We start from the raw sequence: 17,457 nt of genomic DNA, 5'->3' as shown, positions 1-17,457 counted from the left end.
CCCGCTGGCTGCCCCAGCGGGTTTTCCCGGTTTATCCCCAAATTTCCTTTGCGGTATCCACAATATATTTTACTTTGTCCCACTGCTGCTCTTCTGTTAAAAGATTGCCGTGGTGGGTGGAGGAGAAGCCGCACTGGGTGCTGATGCAAAGCTGTTCGAGCGGTACATGCCTGGATGCTTCCCGAATCCGGTTTTTGATCAGCACTTTATCTTCAAGCTCTCCCTTTTTCGATGTGAAAATGCCAAGCACGACTTTCGGCCCGCCTTCCGGAATGTATTTCAACGGTTCAAACCCGCCGGAACGCTCATCGTCGTATTCAAGGAAAAACCCGTCTACTTTTTCATTTGCAAAGATTTTCGGGGCAATTTTATCATACGGACCTTCAAAAGCCCATTTCGACTGGTAGTTGCCGCGGCACAGATGGGTTGTGATGGTCAGATCATCCGGCTTGCCTTCCAGTACGCTGTTTGCTACATGTAAAGCGAGATCAATCAATCTTTCCCTTTCGAGCTCACTGTCTGCAAACGGCAGTTTCGGTGCACACAGGCCGGCAAGATAAACATCATCCAGCTGCAAGTAGCGGCAGCCGGCATCATAAAAAGCTTTGATCGCATCCCGGTAAGTTTGGATAATATCATTTGCGTATTCTTCAAGATCCGGGTAAATGTCTTCATTGCGGATTCCGGCATTGAAAAACTGATTCGGGCTTGGAATAGTCATTTTCGCAACCGCCCTGTCCCCGGCGATTTCTTTCAGCGCAATAAAATCTTTTATGTGCGGATGGTCCGGGTTAAAGGAGACTTTTCCGGTTACCCGGACGTCATAAGCTTCCGTTTCGATGCCGACAAACCGGTATCCATGGTTCGGCACATACCCTTTTACCCCGTTTAAATGTTCCATGAAATCCGTATGCCAGAATCTCCGCCGGAATTCTCCGTCCGTTACCGCTTCGAGGCCGACTTCAATTTGTTTGCTGACCAGGCGGCGGATTTCTTCATTTTCAATTGCACGCAAGTCTTCGGCCGGGATGGTTCCCGCTGCAAATTTTTCCCGCGCTTCGCGCAACCGGGCCGGGCGCAAAAAGCTTCCGACAATGTCTGCCCTGTACGGCGCTTTTGTTAATGTTTTCGTCATCATGATTCCCTCTTTCTGGATATTTTTTAAAGCAGCTGCTGTGCGCAGAAAAAATTGCTTTTAGCTGCATGGGCCCATTAAAAAACCTCTTCTGCAATAAGAAGAGGTATGGATTGCAAAACAGAACCGTCCGCTCTTCTTATCTTCAAGCAATTGCTTTCTGGAATTGGCACAGTTCTTTAAAAAAGACCGCTGCCGAGGCTTCAAAGGGCCAGTCCCTCCACCTCTCTGGATAAGAATTTTAAATATTATTTAGTTTAAATACACTTTAAATGTTCCACCCATTTTTGTCAAGGGCATTCGCAAAATTTTTTAAAATGGGACGGAAAGATTGAAATCAGGGGCGATGTGAAAATATAATAGTAATAAGAAAAACAAAGTCCTACGGTGTGATGTCAAGGGTTAAAAACAAGTGAATTGGAAATTTTGTTGGCTCTATGTCGTAAAAATGGCAATACTGAACTAAGCCTCCAGATAATTGGAATAATCTGGAAGTTTTCAAGTTCAGGCTATCGATGATGGTTACCTGGTTACCTCATCGCGTCACCTTCTTTTTCGGCGCATAAATTTGATCGTTGCGGAGCAGCGCATCGATCAGGCGCACCAGTTTTCTTGCCGTTAAGACGAGGGCGCGTTTGTGTGAGTGCTTATGCACCTCACGATATTTCTTTTGGTAAAAGGCGCGGTACTCAGGTTCGTGTCGCCGGACCAGATTGGCAGCCTCAACCAGGTAATACCGGAGATAACGATTGCCTGTACGCGCAAGCATTTTGTCATCAGCCTCAAAATCACCCGATTGGTGGCGGGGCCAGAACAATCCAGCAAATTTTGCGATCGCGGCTTGGTCGTCAAAGCGCTCAATGTCGCCGATTTCAGCGAGAATCCCAGCACAGCTCACCGGGCCTATTCCCGGAATGGTCTGGAGGGTATTCGGGATTCCATCAAGAACGCGGGCAATCGCCTTATCCAAATCCTTGATTTGGCGTTTAAGATGCCGGATGATCTCAATAGAACTGCCCAGGACCAAGTCAATCGAATCCTCCACACATTTAGAAAGCCGGTAAGAGGACCGGGCAGCTTTTTGGATGGATGCGGCCAAATCCTCGGGATCGCTAAAGCGGCCATGGCCTTTGGTCTGGAGATACATCGCTAAGTCCTCCAGAGGCATTTGGGCAATTTCATCGAGGCTATAGGCCTCAAGCAAAAATTCCGTTATGGCATGGCCGAAGACCGGTGTATCCACTTCAAGGTTAAAGGCACTGAATTTGAAAAACAGATGATTCAAAAATACCTGTTGTTCCCGGGTTAAACTTTGAATCAGGTGATAGCGCATCCGTGTTAACCGTTGAAGGGCAAGGTATTGTTCTGACTGAATCACGGATTTCGGCAATCTCCCGAAACGCAAGCGGTCCGCAATTACCCAGGCATCTTTGGGATCGGTCTTGTCCATCTCGGCATAAGCCTTTTTGAAATTTCTCACCAGCTTCGGATTCAGGGTAAACACCTTTGTACGACGCTGTTTCAGCTCGGGATCTTCATGGAAAAACATTGCCGGGTGCCAACTATACACAGATGTGGCCTCCATGGCGATCTGGATGGTGTCATCCGCCTCCGCATGTTGGAGGATGGCGTCTCTTAACTCAGAGGCACCGGGAAGATTGTTTGTCACCGTTTGGGTGGCCAACGTTTCCCCCATTCCATCCATCAGGCAGGCATCGAGGTTTTTGGAGCTCACGTCAATACCGACAAATAAGGGCATATGATTTCCTCCTCTCTGTATTGGGATCGATGGAATCGGACGCTTCGGGATATCCCCAGATGGCTTGCCGATCTGTCAGCCTCGCGTATGAGAACTCATCCGGGCCGTGGGCTGCCTGGAACTGCTCATTTCCAGCACGGAGATCCGGAGGAACGGCCTACGGGTTAGACGTTCAAGCAAGAACCTGGGGATGCAGACTTTTCGAGTAGTCAGGCTACAAGGAGGGGAAGCATTGACCCAAACGATCCTAAGACCATTATCCGGGAACATCGCGAAGCGTCCAAGTCCGAACTTGTATTCCGGGCGAGCCCGGAATACAAAATCTTATATTCACTTGTCAATGAGCAGCAGAATGAACTGGAAATTGACATCCACTTTGGATTTAAACTTATTATACGAGGAGGGATTTTATGGAGGCCATACAATCAAGGCCTGTATTCCAGAAAGTGCTTGGCGTCTTTGCCGTTTCACTGCTGTTTGCAACGGCGGGTTTATATACGGGGAGATTCATTCCGCCTGCGCTTATGATGCCGCTGATGGTTGCAGAAATTGCAATGGTCATCGCCGCTTTCTGGTTAAGAAGGAAAAAGAGCGTCGGGTATTTGTTCGTTTATGCTTTCACCTTTATTTCCGGTATTACGACATATCCGATTGTAGCTTATTATGCATCCCAGGCCGGTGCTGAGGTCGTCCTGCTCGCTTTTGGTTCCACGTTCGGCATTTTTGCCGTGATGGGCGTTATTGGGGCCGTTACCAAGAGGGATCTTGGCTTTTTAAGCACCGCATTGCTTGTCGCATTGTTGGCGCTGATCTTCATCGGAATATTCAGCATTTTCAGCCCGTTAACCTCAACCGGGATGCTCGCGTACTCCTTCATTGGCGCGATTGTTTTTTCCCTGTATGTTGTTTTTGACTTTAACCAAATGAAGCACCATGGCATTTCCGAGGAAATGGTCCCGCTTTTGGCTTTAAGCCTGTACCTTGATTTTATCAACCTGTTTATTTACATTTTGCAAATTCTCGGCATTTTGGGAAGCGACGATTGAGAAAAAGAAAACGCCCGCCATTAACCGGCAGGCGTTTTCTTTTTCACATGTTGGATGTCAAACAAAACAATACGGTCTTTTTGCTCCCATTCGGGGATGCGCGCTTCCCATGCTGCCCGGACCATTTGTGCCAAATGCTGCTGCGCATCCGGCCCCATCAGCGATAAAAACAGCGCTTTCCGGTGGAGATGCTCTTTTCCATCGAGCGTCTGGATCGCATTTTCGCCAAACAACGTTTTTTGAATACGTTTCGGCACAGCCCCGTTTCGTTTGAATTTTTCCGGGTCATAAAACATTTTGACTGCTTCCTCGCCACTGATGCACACCGCTTTTTGCCCGAGCAGACGGGTTTCGAACAAAATTGCATGATAATCGTCCGTCCGGTTTTTAACGGCTTTCCGAAAGAAGTCTCCCATCCTCAAGGAATGTAAAGGTGCGAATCGCACCAATGAGTAGGTGGGAGATGAATTTCGGTTGGCTTTAGCCAAAGTTATTTTTCCAATCCTTTTCTCAACAATTCTAAGATTGCGGCTGTTCTAGTTGGAATCCCATTTTCTTTTTGATATTGCTTCAATTTTTCTAATATCGTCTTAGGCATACGAATTTCTACACGTTCTTTCTCTTCTCTCATGATTATCACCTCATATTGATTGTACGGATTTTTTTACGATATAATCAATATATACGAAATTTTTCCGCACAAAGTGAGGTGAATTGATATTAAAATACAAAAAGTTGTTGGTTTGGATTTTGCTATGGATGGTCTATATGTCGAGAGTGAACAGGGTAAGAAAGCCAATTACCCACGTTACTATCGGCAAGCCTTAGATAAATTAGCAAAAGCACAACGAATTCTTTCTCGAAGAAAGAAAGGTTCTGCACGTTGGAACAAGCAACGACTAGTAGTGGCTAAATTACATGAGAAAGTGGCGAACCAACGCATGAATTTTCTTCATCATAAGTCAAAAGAATTAGCTTCTAACTTTGATGCTGTCGTGATTGAGGACTTGAACATGAAAGGGATGTCTCAAGCCCTTCACTTTGGGAAAAGCGTTCATGATAACGGCTGGGGTATGTTCACTACTTTCTTAGCGTATAAGCTAAAAGAACAGGGGAAACAACTTGTGAAAATTGATAAGTGGTTTCCCTCCACTAAGAAGTGTTCATGTTGCGGCAAGGAAAAAGAAATGCCATTATCTGAACGTGTATATAAATGTTCTTGCGGCTTTGTATTAGATCGCGATCACAATTCAGCAATCAATATCAAAAATGAGGGATTACGCTTATTAGCGTTATCATAAGTAACAAAACTCTTGGAACAAGAGGGTTAGCTCGGTCAGTTTTCGTTGGCTAGTAAAAGCAACGATAAGTCGAGAAGCCCCCACTTCAATCAAACCGTAAGGTTGATAAGTGGTGGGTAGTTCACTGTAGAGATACCCTTCTTTCATCAAATCAATGGTATCATCAATCGTTTTTTCATTAGGAATTTGCCCAGCCATTGCTCTGCTCCTTTTTTCATGTGCCCGTTTTCCCCGGCTGCTTCCGGAAAAAACAGGGCACATCCTTTTTTTATCTTCTTACACTTTTTCATCTTCATTCAAACATTGCACGCAACATAATCGAAGTTTACCCGCAAGCCGGCGAAATTATGCCATGTTTCGGTTCACATCCAAACAGGGTATAAGGAAATAGAAATACAAAAGGAGAGGGAAGAAAATGGCAAAGGAAATCAATGTGGGCATCGGATTTGCAACAGGAAGAAAAAGTTTTAAAAATGTTTTAAAAACGTATATGTATAACTTGAAGGAATCCGAACTGACGGAGAGCGACAGGATCAAGCTGCATTTGTTTGTTGCCTATGATTTGCACTACGAAAATGCAGAGCCTGAAGACTTTGTACATATTGAAACGGAATGCATGGAAGATATTGACCGGGCTTATTTCATCGGGGAGAAGGAGACGCGTAAAGCAACCGAAGAACTCGTATCCCAAATGGGCATGAGCAGAAAAGAAGCAGTCCTTTTGTTCGGCGAAGGATACGCGTCCAAACGCAATATCATCGTTTATAAGGCGTTGAAAAGAGGCATCGATTATCTCATTTTTCTTGATGATGACGAGTATCCGGTTGCCGTGACAAAAAGCAGGCAAACGGCTGTCTGGGGGGGCCAGCAAGTGCTCCGGAAGCATTTGGAACATATCCGGAATGCCGATATTACGAACGGATACCATTGCGGCTACATTTCCCCGATTCCGTTCATTTCTTTCAATGACGTCCTGCAAGAAAAAGATTTCCGCACGCTCATTGAGGCCTTGAGCAACGATATTGTCAATTGGGATACGATCAAAACCGTGATGAAAAACGGCGGGGTGACATATGCCGATACAGGTGTGCTTGTAAAGGATGAAGCGGAAGAAGTGCCGGAGATCAACCGTGCAAAATTTATTTCAGGATCGAATTTGACGCTGAATTTAACAGATCCGGACCGTGTGCTGCCGTTTTACAATCCGCCGAATGCACGGGGCGAGGATACTTTCTTAGGCACATGCCTGGCAGACCGGACTGTGCTGCGCGTTCCGGCCTATACTTTCCATGACGGATTCGGCGCTTACCAGCATTTGCTGCTCGGGGTGCTGCCGACCAATTTAAGCTATATTAAAGCGGATACGAAACAGGTCGTGGAGCGTTTTTACAAAGCATGTGTCGGCTGGATCCGGTACAAGCCGCTTTATGTGTATATCACCGACAGGGAAAACTATGAAGAAAAAATGGCGGAAGTGCGTGCCCGGCTGAAAGAGACGCTTCCGAAAGTTTGCCGCTACTTCGGACGGGATGACTTTATGAATGTACTGGAGGAATTCGAGCAGTACCACCGCAACGTCAGACAGCATTACCGAGATTTTCAGGATACAAAAGCAGCCTGGAGGAAAATGACCGCGCAATTGGTTTCAAGAGAAAAAAGGGAAACAGCCATTTAAGCCGCTTTGGATGGAGCGGCTTTTTGCCGGTTGGAAAGGAAAAACCTGGCCGGATGGGGAAAGCCATAGGGGAGACCCCTTTCGCGCATAGCCGCCCATCCCGCAACGCTGGTGCAAATTGTCCACGGCTGCTTTTTGCACGGCCGGAGACCCGGGTGAAAATAATGGCCCCTTATGCATGATATTGCCGCTCTGTTGCCTGCTGCAAAAAGTCATCCTCATGCAAATTGGCGCCTGGTCCTGGGGAGGAATTTAAGTTCATTTATATAGCATCATGTTTATTTATTTGGTGTATGGGGTATAAGAATGGTATTCTTTTAGAGGCGGGGCCATCTTTCCCTGTCCTGGCTGATCTTCGGACAGGCCGCAAAAACGCGGGCGGCCGCCGCTTCAACAGCCATCCTTTTATCATAATAGATGAGGTGTGGAAAAATGAGATCGATTGTAAATGAGCAAGAAGAAATTATCACATACCTTAAGAAAAATAGAAACAGCTTCGAACAGAAGTTATTAAATGAGGCCGTAAATGTAAAAGATAAAATTGATGAAATTTTAAGAATAGGGAACATTGATTTGTTGAATAATGCCTTTAAAATTGTGACGTATGTCGTCGAACAGCAGGATGAGGAATTGGTCACTTTTGCCCGCCAGGAAGGGATTGCCTGGGCAACGCATTCTTTGACGCTCGGACTGAAACTGGAGTGGGTGCAGGCGATCCGCCGGACATTATGGGTATTTCTGAGAAAGTACGGGGAAGAAAAAGGGATTGAAGTGGACCAGGACTACTTTTTTAACATGGAGAAAAAAATCAATGACCGTATTGACCAATTTTTAAATCACTTTTTTATCCGGTATTCTACCTATAAAGATGAACTGATCGACCAGCAAAAAAGATTGGTGGAAAACCTGTCCGTCCCGATCATTCCGATTACATCGAGCGTCTGTATTTTGCCGTTAATCGGCTCTATTGATATGTTCCGCACCAATATTTTGGAAGAAAAAGTTTTGCTTGAGGTAGGGCGGCTGCATGTCCAAACGTTGATAATGGATTTCTCCGGCATTGCAGAAGTAGAGATGGAGGTAGTCGACCATATTTTTAAGATGATTGACGGCACTTCGATGATGGGATGCAAAGTGGTCATCACCGGCCTGCGCCCGGAAATTGTAAGGCAGATGGTCACAAGGGGCCTTTCCTTTGAAAATAAAGCAGAAACAAAAGGGACATTACAGCAGGCATTGAAAAAATATATTCAATATGATGATTTAAACAAGGAAATTACGCTGTATTAACGGTTATATTATAGAAATCATAAAAAAGGCCCCGCACTTTTCCAGGAGGCGGGGCCTTTTTTTGCGGCTGAAAACGTAAAGCGTTTATGATTCGATTACAGGCTTTGCGCCGGGCGAAAAATTTGCCCGCAATTCCCCATACGTTCCTCCCGGGGGAATTGCGGTCCGATCCGCGGGAAAAGCGAGACCAGGCTGGCCGCCTCGAAGCTTTTCCGGGCCGCTACAAACTTTGTTCCCTTGCCTGGACGGCACGTGTTTCTTTTGTGCGGTGTTCCAGCCGGCTGAATAAAAGCCCGATGGCCGTTCCGCAAAGAGCCGGCATTACCCATTCAAGGCCGGCGGCGGCAAGCGGCAGTTTTTGGGCGAATGCCCCGATAAAGCCAAGCGGGACGCCGAACCCTTTCAGCCCTTCGATTAAAGCAAACACGCCCGTAAACAACAATGCAAAGCCGTATACTTTTTTCGAACCGCGGAATGCCGCGTGGAAAAATGTCAGGACAACGAGCACGATCGTAACCGGATAAGCCATTTCCAAAAACGGGACGGAAAATTTTAAAATGGTATTAAGCCCGAGATTGGAGAGCGTAAAGCCGGTAAGGGCAACGGCAATGATAACGCCATGGTAGCTGAATTTCGGCACCAGATTGGAAAAATATTGCCCGCACGCTGTTGTTAAACCGGCGACGGTTGTAAAGCAGGCCAGCATAAAAATAAAACCGAGCAGCATTTTTCCGGCCTGCCCGAATAGCAGGGAAGACATTGCCGTCAGGACATCGGTGCCGTTTTGGAACGTGCCGCTTGTAGCCATTTTTGCGCCGATCAACCCGAGTGCGACATAGACGAGCGCCAAAATCGCGCCGGCAATCAACCCGGCTTTTAATGTATAGGCCGTCATTTGTTTCCGGTTTGCGACGCCGCGGTGTTTGACCGCTGTTAAAATGACGATGCCAAACGCCAGGGAAGCGAGCGCATCCATCGTGGAGTATCCGTCAATAAAGCCTTTATAGAAAGAACCGGTCTGGTATCCGGCTGCCGGTGCCGTAAACGGGCGGCCAGAAAGTTTAAAGAAGCCGGCTGTGCAAAGGACAGCCATTGCCAGCAATAATACCGGTGTAATCCAGCGCCCGAGCGTATTTGACATTTTGTCAGGATTCAGGCTGGTCAAATAGACGAGCAGGAAAAAGACGGCGCTGAACAACAGCAAAGAGACTGGCGAACTGTGGGCGGACCCGGAAAGAAACGGTTTAACCCCCATTTCATAAGCGACGTTTGCATTTCTTGGGATCGCCAAAAACGGCCCGATACATAAATAGACAATCACGGTAAATACTGTACTGAAAACCGGATGGACTCGGTTTCCGATCGCCTGGATGCCGCCATCTACAAAAGAGACTGCCGCGATAACGAGAACCGGCAGCCCGACCCCCGTTACGATAAAGCCTGCCATTGCCGGCCAGTAAGACGATCCCGACTGGATGCCGAGAAAAGGAGGGAAAATTAAATTTCCGGCTCCGAAGAACATGGAAAACAACATAAAGCCGATAAACAATACTTCGTTTCTTTTCATAACTATGTCCGCTTCCTTTCGATGCAATATAGAGAAAAACAAAAAACCCGCCCCTGAAACAGGGACGAGTTTGCTCGCGTTACCACCCTTATTCCGCACAAAAGCGTGCGGCACCTCATACAACGTACCAACATACGTGTTCCTTTCTTAACGGGGGAATCGCCGTCAAAGCCTACTGTAAACTTCAGCTTTGCATCTCGGGGATGATCTTCGGAATGGCCTTGAACATTGGCTTTCAGCAATATGCCAACTCTCTGGGGAACAAGATCCAAACTTACTCTTCCCGTCCTCGACTTTTGTTTTTTATATTATTTGAAAATAAGATTATCACTGAACATTTCATCTGTCAACATCTCTCCCAGAAAATTTTTTAGCCCCGTCCCTGCCATCAAAAAGGACAGAAGCCGCAAAAATCAATTGCTAAAATGGGATAAGAAAGAACAGAAGCCAAAAGCCGGCCCAATACAAGAGCTATCTGAAAAAGCGGCAAGCAGATGAAACGAAAGAAGTCAGGGGCCAACCCCGGGCAATTCAAAAAATGAAAAAGGAAAAAGTCGATGAAATCAATAATGAAAGCGTTTCCAAATAGATTCTCAAATCAAAATTGTCAAAAAAGTTGACAGAAAAGGGTTGACCTCGGCGGCCAAAAGTCGTATGATTGACAACAATTAAAGAATATAAAAAATTCTCTCGGGCGGATATTTAAAAATCCGGATTTTCACCGGGCACAAGAAAAACCCCGCAGGCAATAGAATGGGAGTGATGGAATGCGAAGTGACGTGATCAAAAAAGGGATCGACCGTGCCCCGCACCGAAGCCTTTTATATGCAGCAGGGCTGAAAACGGAAGATTTCGATAAGCCTTTCATCGGGGTGTGCAATTCCTATATTGATATTATCCCGGGGCACAAACACCTCAATAAGTTTGCGGAAGTGGTAAAAGAAGCCATCAGGGAAGCGGGCGGTGTCCCGTTTGAATTTAATACGATCGGGGTGGATGACGGCATTGCGATGGGGCATATCGGCATGCGGTATTCGCTTCCGAGCCGCGAATTGATTGCCGACAGTGCCGAAACGGTCATCAACGCCCACTGGTTTGACGGGGTCTTTTACATTCCAAACTGTGACAAGATCACCCCTGGCATGCTGATGGCAGCCGTGAGGACAAATGTGCCGGCGGTCTTTGTTTCCGGGGGGCCGATGGAAGCCGGTATGGCGCCGGATGGAAAACAGTTGTCCCTTACATCGGTATTTGAAGGCGTCGGTGCCCATAAATCCGGAAAAATCAGTTATGAAGAGCTGAAAATGCTGGAAACGAGCGCTTGCCCGACATGCGGATCGTGTTCAGGCATGTTTACGGCAAACTCGATGAATTCATTAATGGAAATGCTTGGCCTGACGCCGCCCGGCAACGCCACCATCGTTGCCACGTCGGAGGAACGGCACCGCATTATCCGGGAAGCCGTCGGTCATTTAATGAACTGTATCAAAAATGATATCCGGCCGCGCGATATTGTCACAGAAGAAGCGATTGATGATGCTTTCGCGCTTGATATGGCGATGGGCGGTTCAACCAATACCGTGCTGCATACGCTGGCAATTGCCCGGGAAGCGGGAATTGACTACGATTTGGAACGGATTAACAAGGTGGCGGAAAGAGTCCCGTATCTGGCAAAAATTATGCCGGCGTCGGATTACTCGATGCATGACGTCCACCTTGCAGGCGGGATCAGCGCAATTGTCCATGAACTTTGCAAGATTGATGGGGCGATTCACCCCGGCCGGCTGACGATCACCGGCAAAAGCCTCTATGAAAATGTGAAAGATGCGGAAATCCGCAATCCTGAAGTGATCAGGCCGAAAGAAAATCCTTACAGCCCGGTCGGCGGTTTGTCCATCCTGTATGGCAACATTGCCCCGGACGGCGCCGTGATCAAAGTGGGAGCGGTCGATCCGGATATTCACACCTTTACCGGGGAGGCGATTGTATTTGAGTCCCAGGAAGAAGCTCAAAAAGGGATTGACAGCGGCCTTGTCCGTGAAGGGCATGTCGTTGTGATCCGTTATGAAGGGCCAAAAGGCGGGCCGGGCATGCCGGAAATGCTCGCGCCAACATCCTCCATTATGGGCCGGGGGCTTGGCAAAACCGTCGCTTTGATTACGGACGGCAGATTTTCCGGCGCAACCCGCGGCATTTGTGTTGGCCATATTTCACCGGAAGCGGCGGAAGGCGGGCCGATTGCACTTGTTGAAAACGGCGACCGCATTACAATTGATTTAATCAACAGAAGGATTGAGCTCCATGTTCCGGATGAGGAATTGCAAAGAAGAAAACAAAATTGGGTGCAGCCGGAGCCGAAAATCACAAGCGGCTACCTGGCAAGATATTCCGCACTCGTGACTTCCGCGAATACAGGCGGGGTTTTAAAAATCGGATTACCGCAAAAAACGTTGACGGGGACAAAGTGATCGGATCAGGTATTTTTCAGAGAGCCGGGGATGCTGGGAGCCCGGTAAATACCCCGGTCACGACATCGCCTCTGAGTGCAAGTCTGAACGGTTCTGCCTACTAGGACTTGCCGGGTCGGCCGCATGAAGCGGAGGACCCGTTACCAAAAGCAGCATTTTTTAAACAATGCTGCATGAGGCGGCGTTTGTGAGAACGCCGTGAAGTTGGGTGGTACCATGAAAAGATGCCTTTTCATCCCTGCAAAACCGGCAAAAACGATTGTTCCTTTTGCCGTTTTCAAGGAGAGAAAGGCGTTTTTTATTGGGATAAATCAAGGAGAAGGGCGTTTTTTATTGGGATAAATCAAGGAGCCTGCGCAAATCAGAATAGGAGGTTAAATCGTGTGTGCGAAAGCAAGAATGGATGGCAATGTGAAAACAGCAGAATGTACGGGTGCTGAGGCGCTTGTCCAGTTATTGGTGCGGGAAGGGGTCGACGTCATGTTCGGCTATCCGGGGGGTGCGGTTTTACCGATTTACGATGCCCTCTATAACCAGCCGGTCAGGCATATCCTGGCCCGGCATGAGCAGGGGGCCATTCACGCGGCAGAAGGTTATGCGCGCGTTAGCGGAAAACCGGGTGTCGTCATTGCGACTTCGGGCCCCGGGGCAACCAACCTGATCACCGGGATTGCCGATGCGATGATGGATTCGCTCCCGCTCGTCGTCTTTACCGGCCAGGTCGGTACTTCCGTCATCGGCTCGGACGCGTTCCAGGAAGCTGATGTCATCGGCATGACGGCCCCGATTACCAAGCACAATTACCAGGTAAGGGATTTGCGGGATTTGCCGCGGGTCGTCAAAGAAGCTTTTCATATTGCAAAATCCGGCCGGCCCGGACCGGTGGTGGTCGATATCCCGAAAGATATCCAGCAGGGCACGGTGGAAATGGGAGAAAGCCGGGAAGTATATCTGCCCGGTTACCAGCCGAATACAAGCCCGAATCCGCTCCAGATTAAAAAGCTTGTGGAAGCTGTCTCTTATTCCGAAAAACCGGTCATATTGGCAGGAGCCGGAATCCTCCATGCGAAGGCGTCTGATCTTTTGCTCAAGTTTGCGGAAAAGTGCCAGATACCGGTCGTAAACACGTTGCTCGGCCTTGGCAGTTTTCCGTTCCGTCACCCGCTTTTTCTCGGCATGGGCGGTATGCATGGAACGTATGCGGCAAATATGGCCATTTGCGAATGCGATCTGCTCATTAATATCGGGGCCCGGTTTGATGACCGTCTGACAGGCAACTTAGCCCACTTTGCCCCGAATGCAATGGTTGTCCATATTGATATCGACCCGGCTGAAATCGGCAAAAATGTCGAAACCGATATCCCGATCGTGGCAGATGCAAAGGAAGCCTTGCAGAAGATTTGTTCGGAAGATTTGCAAAATGCCGGCACGGAAGAATGGGTCCGCCATTTAAAAGAATACGCCGAAAAATTTCCACTTTGGTACGAAGATGACGGTGAAGAATTGTCCCCGCAGCATGTCATTCAAAGAATCCATCATTACACAAACGGGGATGCGATCATTTCGACGGATGTCGGCCAGCACCAGATGTGGGCGGCACAGTATTACGGGTTTGAAAAGCCGCACAAGTGGATTACATCCGGCGGGCTCGGCACGATGGGATTCGGATTTCCGGCCGCAATCGGCGCGCAAATCGCATGTCCGGACCAACTGGTGGTTTCGATCAGCGGCGACGGCGGCTTCCAGATGACATTACAGGAACTTGCCGTTGTAAAAGAATTAAATTTGCCGCTCAAGATATTCATTGTGAATAACCAGTATCTCGGCATGGTACGGCAGTGGCAGGAATCTTTCTACGAAGAGCGCTATTCCTATTCGACGATCCCGGTCCAGCCCGATTTTGTCAAACTTGCGGAAAGCTACGGCATCAGAGGCTGCCGCGCGACGAACAACGAAGAACTCGAACAGGTGCTGAAATCTGTTTTCGAGGATGGAGGGCCTGCCGTTGTCGACTGCCGCGTGAAAAGGCTTGAAGCGGTGTTCCCGATGGTCGCGCCGGGTGCAGGCTTGCATGAAATGATGGGGGTGAAGCCATGAAGCGGATTGTTGTAGCCACTGTTTTAAACCAGAGCGGGGTGCTGAACAAAATTACCGGCGTCCTCGCAAAGCGGCAGTTCAATATTGACAGCATTACGGTCGGCCGCACCGAAACGGAGGGCATCTCGCGCATGACCATTGTCGTCAATGTCGAAGACGACAGGCAGGCGGAGCAGCTGACAAAACAGCTGAACAAGCTGATCGATGTGATCAAAGTCCAGGACATCACAGGCCAGGCCATCGTCTCACGGGAACTTGCTTTGATTAAAGTATTGAGCACACCGCAGACGAGAAGCGAAATCGGCGGGCTTGTCGAACCGTTCCGTGCCTCCATCATAGATGTCAGCAGGGAATCTGTCACCATCCAGGTAACCGGCGACAGCGACAAGGTGGAGGCGCTCGTTGACCTGCTTAAACCGTACGGCATTAAAGAAATGGTCCGTACCGGGATGACCGCATTTCTGCGCGGCTCGCAAAAACAAGTAACCGATTTAAGCTCGTATTCCCTATTAAAATAAAAATCTTGAACTTAAGGAGAGAATGAAAAATGGCAAAAGTTTATCTTGAAAAAGACATCAAAGAAGAAGCATTGAGAGGGAAAAAAATCGCCGTTGTCGGCTATGGCTCCCAGGGCCATGCCCATGCACAAAACCTTCGTGATAACGGTTTTGACGTAGTTGTCGGCGTCAGGCCGGGCCGGTCGTTTAACCGCGCGGAACAGGACGGATTTTCCGTTAAGCCTGTGAAGGAAGCCGCAAAAGAAGCGGATGTCATCATGATGCTTCTGCCGGATGAGCAGCAAACAAAAGTATACAAAGAAGAAGTGGAAGCAGGGCTCGAACCCGGCAATGCAATCGCATTTGCCCACGGATTCAACATCCATTTTACCCAGATTGTCCCGCCGGAAAATGTTGACGTCTTTATGGTTGCGCCAAAAGGCCCGGGGCATCTCGTCAGAAGGACATTTGAAGAAGGGGCCGGGGTGCCTGCGCTTGTTGCCGTCCACCAGGATGTGACGGGGGAAGCAAAAGACCTGGCGTTTGCTTATGCAAAAGGAATCGGGGCTGCCCGGGCCGGCGTTTTGGAAACAACCTTTAAGGAAGAAACCGAAACGGATTTGTTCGGTGAGCAGGCTGTCCTGTGCGGCGGGTTGACCTCCTTAATCAAAGCCGGTTTTGAAACGTTAACGGAAGCAGGGTACCAGCCGGAACTCGCTTACTTTGAAGTGTGTCATGAGATGAAGCTGATCGTCGATTTGATCTATGAAGGAGGCCTGAAAAATATGCGCTATTCCATCTCTGATACGGCGCAATGGGGCGATTTCGTTTCCGGCCCGCGCGTTGTGAATGAAGATACGAAAAAGCGCATGAAAGAGGTTTTAAAAGATATCCAAAACGGCACATTTGCCAAAGGATGGCTGCTTGAAAACCAGACAAACCGCCCGATGTTCAATGCCATCAACACACGCGAGCAAAATCATCCGCTCGAAAAAGTCGGCGAAGAACTGCGCGATCTAATGCCTTTTGTCAAAAATCCGATTAAACAAAAGGAAGTGGCTGTGAATGCAAAAGGTTAATGTTTTTGACACGACGTTAAGGGACGGGGAACAATCGGCAGGCGTCAACCTCAACACCGTGGAAAAAGTCGAAATTGCCAAACAGCTGGAAAAATTTGGCGTAGATATCATGGAGGCGGGGTTTCCTGCCTCTTCAAAAGGGGACTTTGAAGCGGTTGAGAAAATCGCAAAAACAATCCGGAACAGTTCGGTTACCGGCCTGGCGAGGGCATACAAGCAGGACATTGATGCGGCCTGGGATGCACTGAAGCATTCCGCCGAGCCAAGGATCCACATTTTTCTGGCCACATCGCCGATCCATATGCAATACAAACTGCGAAAAACGCCGGACGAAGTGGCAGCCATCGCTGTTGAGGCCGTGAAATACGCGAAGCAAAAATTCCCACTGGTGCAATGGTCGGCAGAAGATGCGACGAGATCGGATAAAGACTTTCTCGTCCGAATCATTACAGAAGTGATCAATGCCGGCGCAAATGTCATCAACCTGCCGGACACCGTCGGCTATACGACGCCGAAAGAATACGGTGCACTGTATGACTATATCCGGGAGCACGTTCCGAACATTGATAAAGTCATTTTATCCGCCCACTGCCATGACGATCTCGGGATGGCGACGGCCAATACGCTTTCAGCCATTGAACACGGTGTCCTCCAAGTGGAAGGGACGATCAACGGTATCGGCGAACGGGCCGGCAATGTTGCCCTCGAAGAAGTGGCGGTCGCCCTTCACATCAGGCAGGATTATTACAACAAGAAAACCCGCTTGAAATTGGATGAAATCAAACGCACAAGCCAATTGGTCAGCAAACTGACCGGGATGGTTGTACCAGGCAATAAAGCGGTTGTCGGCGCGAATGCTTTTGCCCACGAAGCCGGCATCCACCAGGACGGCGTGTTAAAAGAGGCTTCGACATATGAAATCATCACTCCGGAACTGGTTGGATTCTCAAGCAACCGGCTTGTGCTCGGAAAACATTCCGGCCGCCACGCTTTTAAAGAACGGGCGGCAGCGCTCGGCTTTGATCTTGGCCAGGAAAAACTGAACGAAGCGTTTAAAGCTTTCAAAGCATTGACGGATAAGAAAAAAGAAGTGACCGATGACGATTTGTTCGCCATTTTAGCCGAAAAGCAAACCGATGCGGCAGATGCTGCGCATTATGAACTGGAAAGTGTGCAGGTGCAGTATGGCACATTGAATATTCCGACCGCCACAGTAAGAATCAAAACACCGGAAGGAACGCTTGTTGAAGAAGCCGGCACCGGATCGGGGAGTGTTGAGGCGATTTACCATACGATCACCAAGATGTTTGACGGCCCGATTGAGCTGAAAGATTATAAACTGCAGTCAGTCGGTTCCGGGCAGGATGCGCTTGCGGATGCTTTTGTCAAAGTGAAATGCGGGGAGTTTGAATGCGGCGGGCGCGGGTCTGCCCAAGACGTACTGGAAGCTTCCGCAAAATCATTTTTAAATGCAATCAACAGGGCGCACGCAATGGAACAGCAATCGAGAAAACAAGTACAGGTGTGATTTTCGGGGAGGAAC

At 48.5% G+C, this 17,457-nt stretch carries 14 protein-coding genes, 1 pseudogene, 1 riboswitch and 1 other annotated feature; of the genes and pseudogenes, 9 read left to right on the top strand and 6 right to left on the bottom strand.

Features of this window, described 5'->3' with window-relative positions:
* Positions 1 to 31: 31 nt before the first annotated feature.
* Entirely contained in the window at positions 32 to 1,135 is a 1,104-nt protein-coding gene (locus NSS95_RS12920; RefSeq protein ID WP_328004863.1) for a 5-methyltetrahydropteroyltriglutamate--homocysteine S-methyltransferase, read from the bottom strand.
* A gap of 136 nt (positions 1,136 to 1,271) precedes the next feature.
* Positions 1,272 to 1,374: riboswitch (SAM riboswitch) on the bottom strand.
* Between the two features lie 296 nt (positions 1,375 to 1,670).
* On the bottom strand, positions 1,671 to 2,894 hold the full coding sequence (locus NSS95_RS12915) for an IS110 family transposase (RefSeq protein WP_013858393.1): 1,224 nt from the start codon (positions 2,892 to 2,894) through the stop codon (positions 1,671 to 1,673).
* 410 nt (positions 2,895 to 3,304) lie between these two features.
* Here NSS95_RS12915 and NSS95_RS12910 point away from each other — a divergent pair, with 410 nt between their 5' ends.
* Positions 3,305 to 3,940: a Bax inhibitor-1/YccA family protein gene (locus NSS95_RS12910; protein ID WP_017550131.1), complete on the top strand. Its 636-nt coding sequence runs from the start codon at positions 3,305 to 3,307 to the stop codon at positions 3,938 to 3,940.
* Between the two features lie 20 nt (positions 3,941 to 3,960).
* On the opposite strand, the gene NSS95_RS12905 is transcribed toward NSS95_RS12910, so the two are convergent.
* Both NSS95_RS12905 and NSS95_RS12900 read right to left on the bottom strand, forming a co-directional pair.
* Positions 3,961 to 4,356 (bottom strand): hypothetical protein, encoded by a 396-nt coding sequence (locus NSS95_RS12905; RefSeq protein WP_017550132.1) that lies wholly within the window; start codon positions 4,354 to 4,356, stop codon positions 3,961 to 3,963.
* Between the two features lie 74 nt (positions 4,357 to 4,430).
* Positions 4,431 to 4,571: a hypothetical protein gene (locus NSS95_RS12900; RefSeq protein ID WP_013858507.1), complete on the bottom strand. Its 141-nt coding sequence runs from the start codon at positions 4,569 to 4,571 to the stop codon at positions 4,431 to 4,433.
* A gap of 88 nt (positions 4,572 to 4,659) precedes the next feature.
* Between NSS95_RS12900 and NSS95_RS12895 the strand changes: the two are divergent.
* Positions 4,660 to 5,241, top strand: a pseudogene (locus tag NSS95_RS12895) (RNA-guided endonuclease InsQ/TnpB family protein); the annotation flags it as partial.
* Here NSS95_RS12895 and NSS95_RS12890 read toward each other — a convergent pair.
* Positions 5,236 to 5,439: a hypothetical protein gene (locus NSS95_RS12890; protein ID WP_026684372.1), complete on the bottom strand. Its 204-nt coding sequence runs from the start codon at positions 5,437 to 5,439 to the stop codon at positions 5,236 to 5,238. The pseudogene NSS95_RS12895 and the gene NSS95_RS12890 sit on opposite strands and share 6 nt — an antisense overlap.
* Before the next feature lie 217 nt (positions 5,440 to 5,656).
* On the opposite strand from NSS95_RS12890, the gene NSS95_RS12885 reads away from it, so the two are divergent.
* A complete protein-coding gene (locus NSS95_RS12885; RefSeq protein ID WP_340713946.1) occupies positions 5,657 to 6,916 on the top strand; it encodes a hypothetical protein in 1,260 nt (419 codons plus the stop codon).
* 432 nt (positions 6,917 to 7,348) lie between these two features.
* A complete protein-coding gene (locus tag NSS95_RS12880; RefSeq protein WP_315958693.1) occupies positions 7,349 to 8,206 on the top strand; it encodes an STAS domain-containing protein in 858 nt (285 codons plus the stop codon).
* A 220-nt stretch (positions 8,207 to 8,426) separates the two neighbouring features.
* On the opposite strand, the gene brnQ is transcribed toward NSS95_RS12880, so the two are convergent.
* On the bottom strand, positions 8,427 to 9,773 hold the full coding sequence (brnQ, locus tag NSS95_RS12875) for a branched-chain amino acid transport system II carrier protein (RefSeq protein WP_340713945.1): 1,347 nt from the start codon (positions 9,771 to 9,773) through the stop codon (positions 8,427 to 8,429).
* A 57-nt stretch (positions 9,774 to 9,830) separates the two neighbouring features.
* Positions 9,831 to 10,072: a binding site (T-box leader), on the bottom strand.
* A gap of 468 nt (positions 10,073 to 10,540) precedes the next feature.
* Between brnQ and ilvD the strand changes: the two genes are divergently transcribed.
* From ilvD to NSS95_RS12850, 5 genes are all read left to right on the top strand, one after another.
* Positions 10,541 to 12,241 carry a dihydroxy-acid dehydratase gene (ilvD, locus tag NSS95_RS12870; protein ID WP_340713944.1) on the top strand — a complete coding sequence of 567 codons (1,701 nt, stop codon included), beginning with the start codon at positions 10,541 to 10,543 and terminating at the stop codon, positions 12,239 to 12,241.
* 381 nt (positions 12,242 to 12,622) lie between these two features.
* Positions 12,623 to 14,338 (top strand): acetolactate synthase large subunit, encoded by a 1,716-nt coding sequence (gene ilvB, locus NSS95_RS12865; RefSeq protein ID WP_340713943.1) that lies wholly within the window; start codon positions 12,623 to 12,625, stop codon positions 14,336 to 14,338.
* Positions 14,335 to 14,856, top strand: a complete 522-nt coding sequence (gene ilvN / locus NSS95_RS12860; protein WP_013860312.1) for an acetolactate synthase small subunit — start codon at positions 14,335 to 14,337, stop codon at positions 14,854 to 14,856. The genes ilvB and ilvN overlap by 4 nt, the downstream gene beginning before the upstream one ends.
* 29 nt (positions 14,857 to 14,885) lie before the next feature.
* On the top strand, positions 14,886 to 15,914 hold the full coding sequence (gene ilvC / locus NSS95_RS12855) for a ketol-acid reductoisomerase (RefSeq protein WP_017550959.1): 1,029 nt from the start codon (positions 14,886 to 14,888) through the stop codon (positions 15,912 to 15,914).
* Positions 15,901 to 17,442, top strand: coding sequence for a 2-isopropylmalate synthase (locus NSS95_RS12850; protein WP_340713942.1), 1,542 nt, complete (start codon positions 15,901 to 15,903; stop codon positions 17,440 to 17,442). The genes ilvC and NSS95_RS12850 overlap by 14 nt, the downstream gene beginning before the upstream one ends.
* The last annotated feature ends 15 nt before the right edge of the window (positions 17,443 to 17,457 follow it).

The organism is Weizmannia sp. FSL K6-3076 (genome assembly GCF_038007245.1).
GTDB lineage: Bacteria > Bacillota > Bacilli > Bacillales > Bacillaceae_C > Weizmannia > Weizmannia faecalis.
Note: the sequence above shows the minus strand (reverse complement) of the source record. Positions and strands in the feature narration are given on the sequence as shown.

What these genes read in the sequence shown, in the direction of transcription:
- NSS95_RS12920 (WP_328004863.1), bottom strand. Translation starts at nt 1,135, where the DNA reads ATGACGAAAACATTAACAAAAGCGCCGTACAGGGCAGACATTGTCGGA.
- NSS95_RS12915 (WP_013858393.1), bottom strand. Translation starts at nt 2,894, where the DNA reads ATGCCCTTATTTGTCGGTATTGACGTGAGCTCCAAAAACCTCGATGCC.
- NSS95_RS12910 (WP_017550131.1), top strand. Translation starts at nt 3,305, where the DNA reads ATGGAGGCCATACAATCAAGGCCTGTATTCCAGAAAGTGCTTGGCGTC.
- NSS95_RS12905 (WP_017550132.1), bottom strand. Translation starts at nt 4,356, where the DNA reads ATGGGAGACTTCTTTCGGAAAGCCGTTAAAAACCGGACGGACGATTAT.
- NSS95_RS12900 (WP_013858507.1), bottom strand. Translation starts at nt 4,571, where the DNA reads ATGAGAGAAGAGAAAGAACGTGTAGAAATTCGTATGCCTAAGACGATA.
- NSS95_RS12890 (WP_026684372.1), bottom strand. Translation starts at nt 5,439, where the DNA reads ATGGCTGGGCAAATTCCTAATGAAAAAACGATTGATGATACCATTGAT.
- NSS95_RS12885 (WP_340713946.1), top strand. Translation starts at nt 5,657, where the DNA reads ATGGCAAAGGAAATCAATGTGGGCATCGGATTTGCAACAGGAAGAAAA.
- NSS95_RS12880 (WP_315958693.1), top strand. Translation starts at nt 7,349, where the DNA reads ATGAGATCGATTGTAAATGAGCAAGAAGAAATTATCACATACCTTAAG.
- brnQ (WP_340713945.1), bottom strand. Translation starts at nt 9,773, where the DNA reads ATGAAAAGAAACGAAGTATTGTTTATCGGCTTTATGTTGTTTTCCATG.
- ilvD (WP_340713944.1), top strand. Translation starts at nt 10,541, where the DNA reads ATGCGAAGTGACGTGATCAAAAAAGGGATCGACCGTGCCCCGCACCGA.
- ilvN (WP_013860312.1), top strand. Translation starts at nt 14,335, where the DNA reads ATGAAGCGGATTGTTGTAGCCACTGTTTTAAACCAGAGCGGGGTGCTG.
- ilvC (WP_017550959.1), top strand. Translation starts at nt 14,886, where the DNA reads ATGGCAAAAGTTTATCTTGAAAAAGACATCAAAGAAGAAGCATTGAGA.
- NSS95_RS12850 (WP_340713942.1), top strand. Translation starts at nt 15,901, where the DNA reads ATGCAAAAGGTTAATGTTTTTGACACGACGTTAAGGGACGGGGAACAA.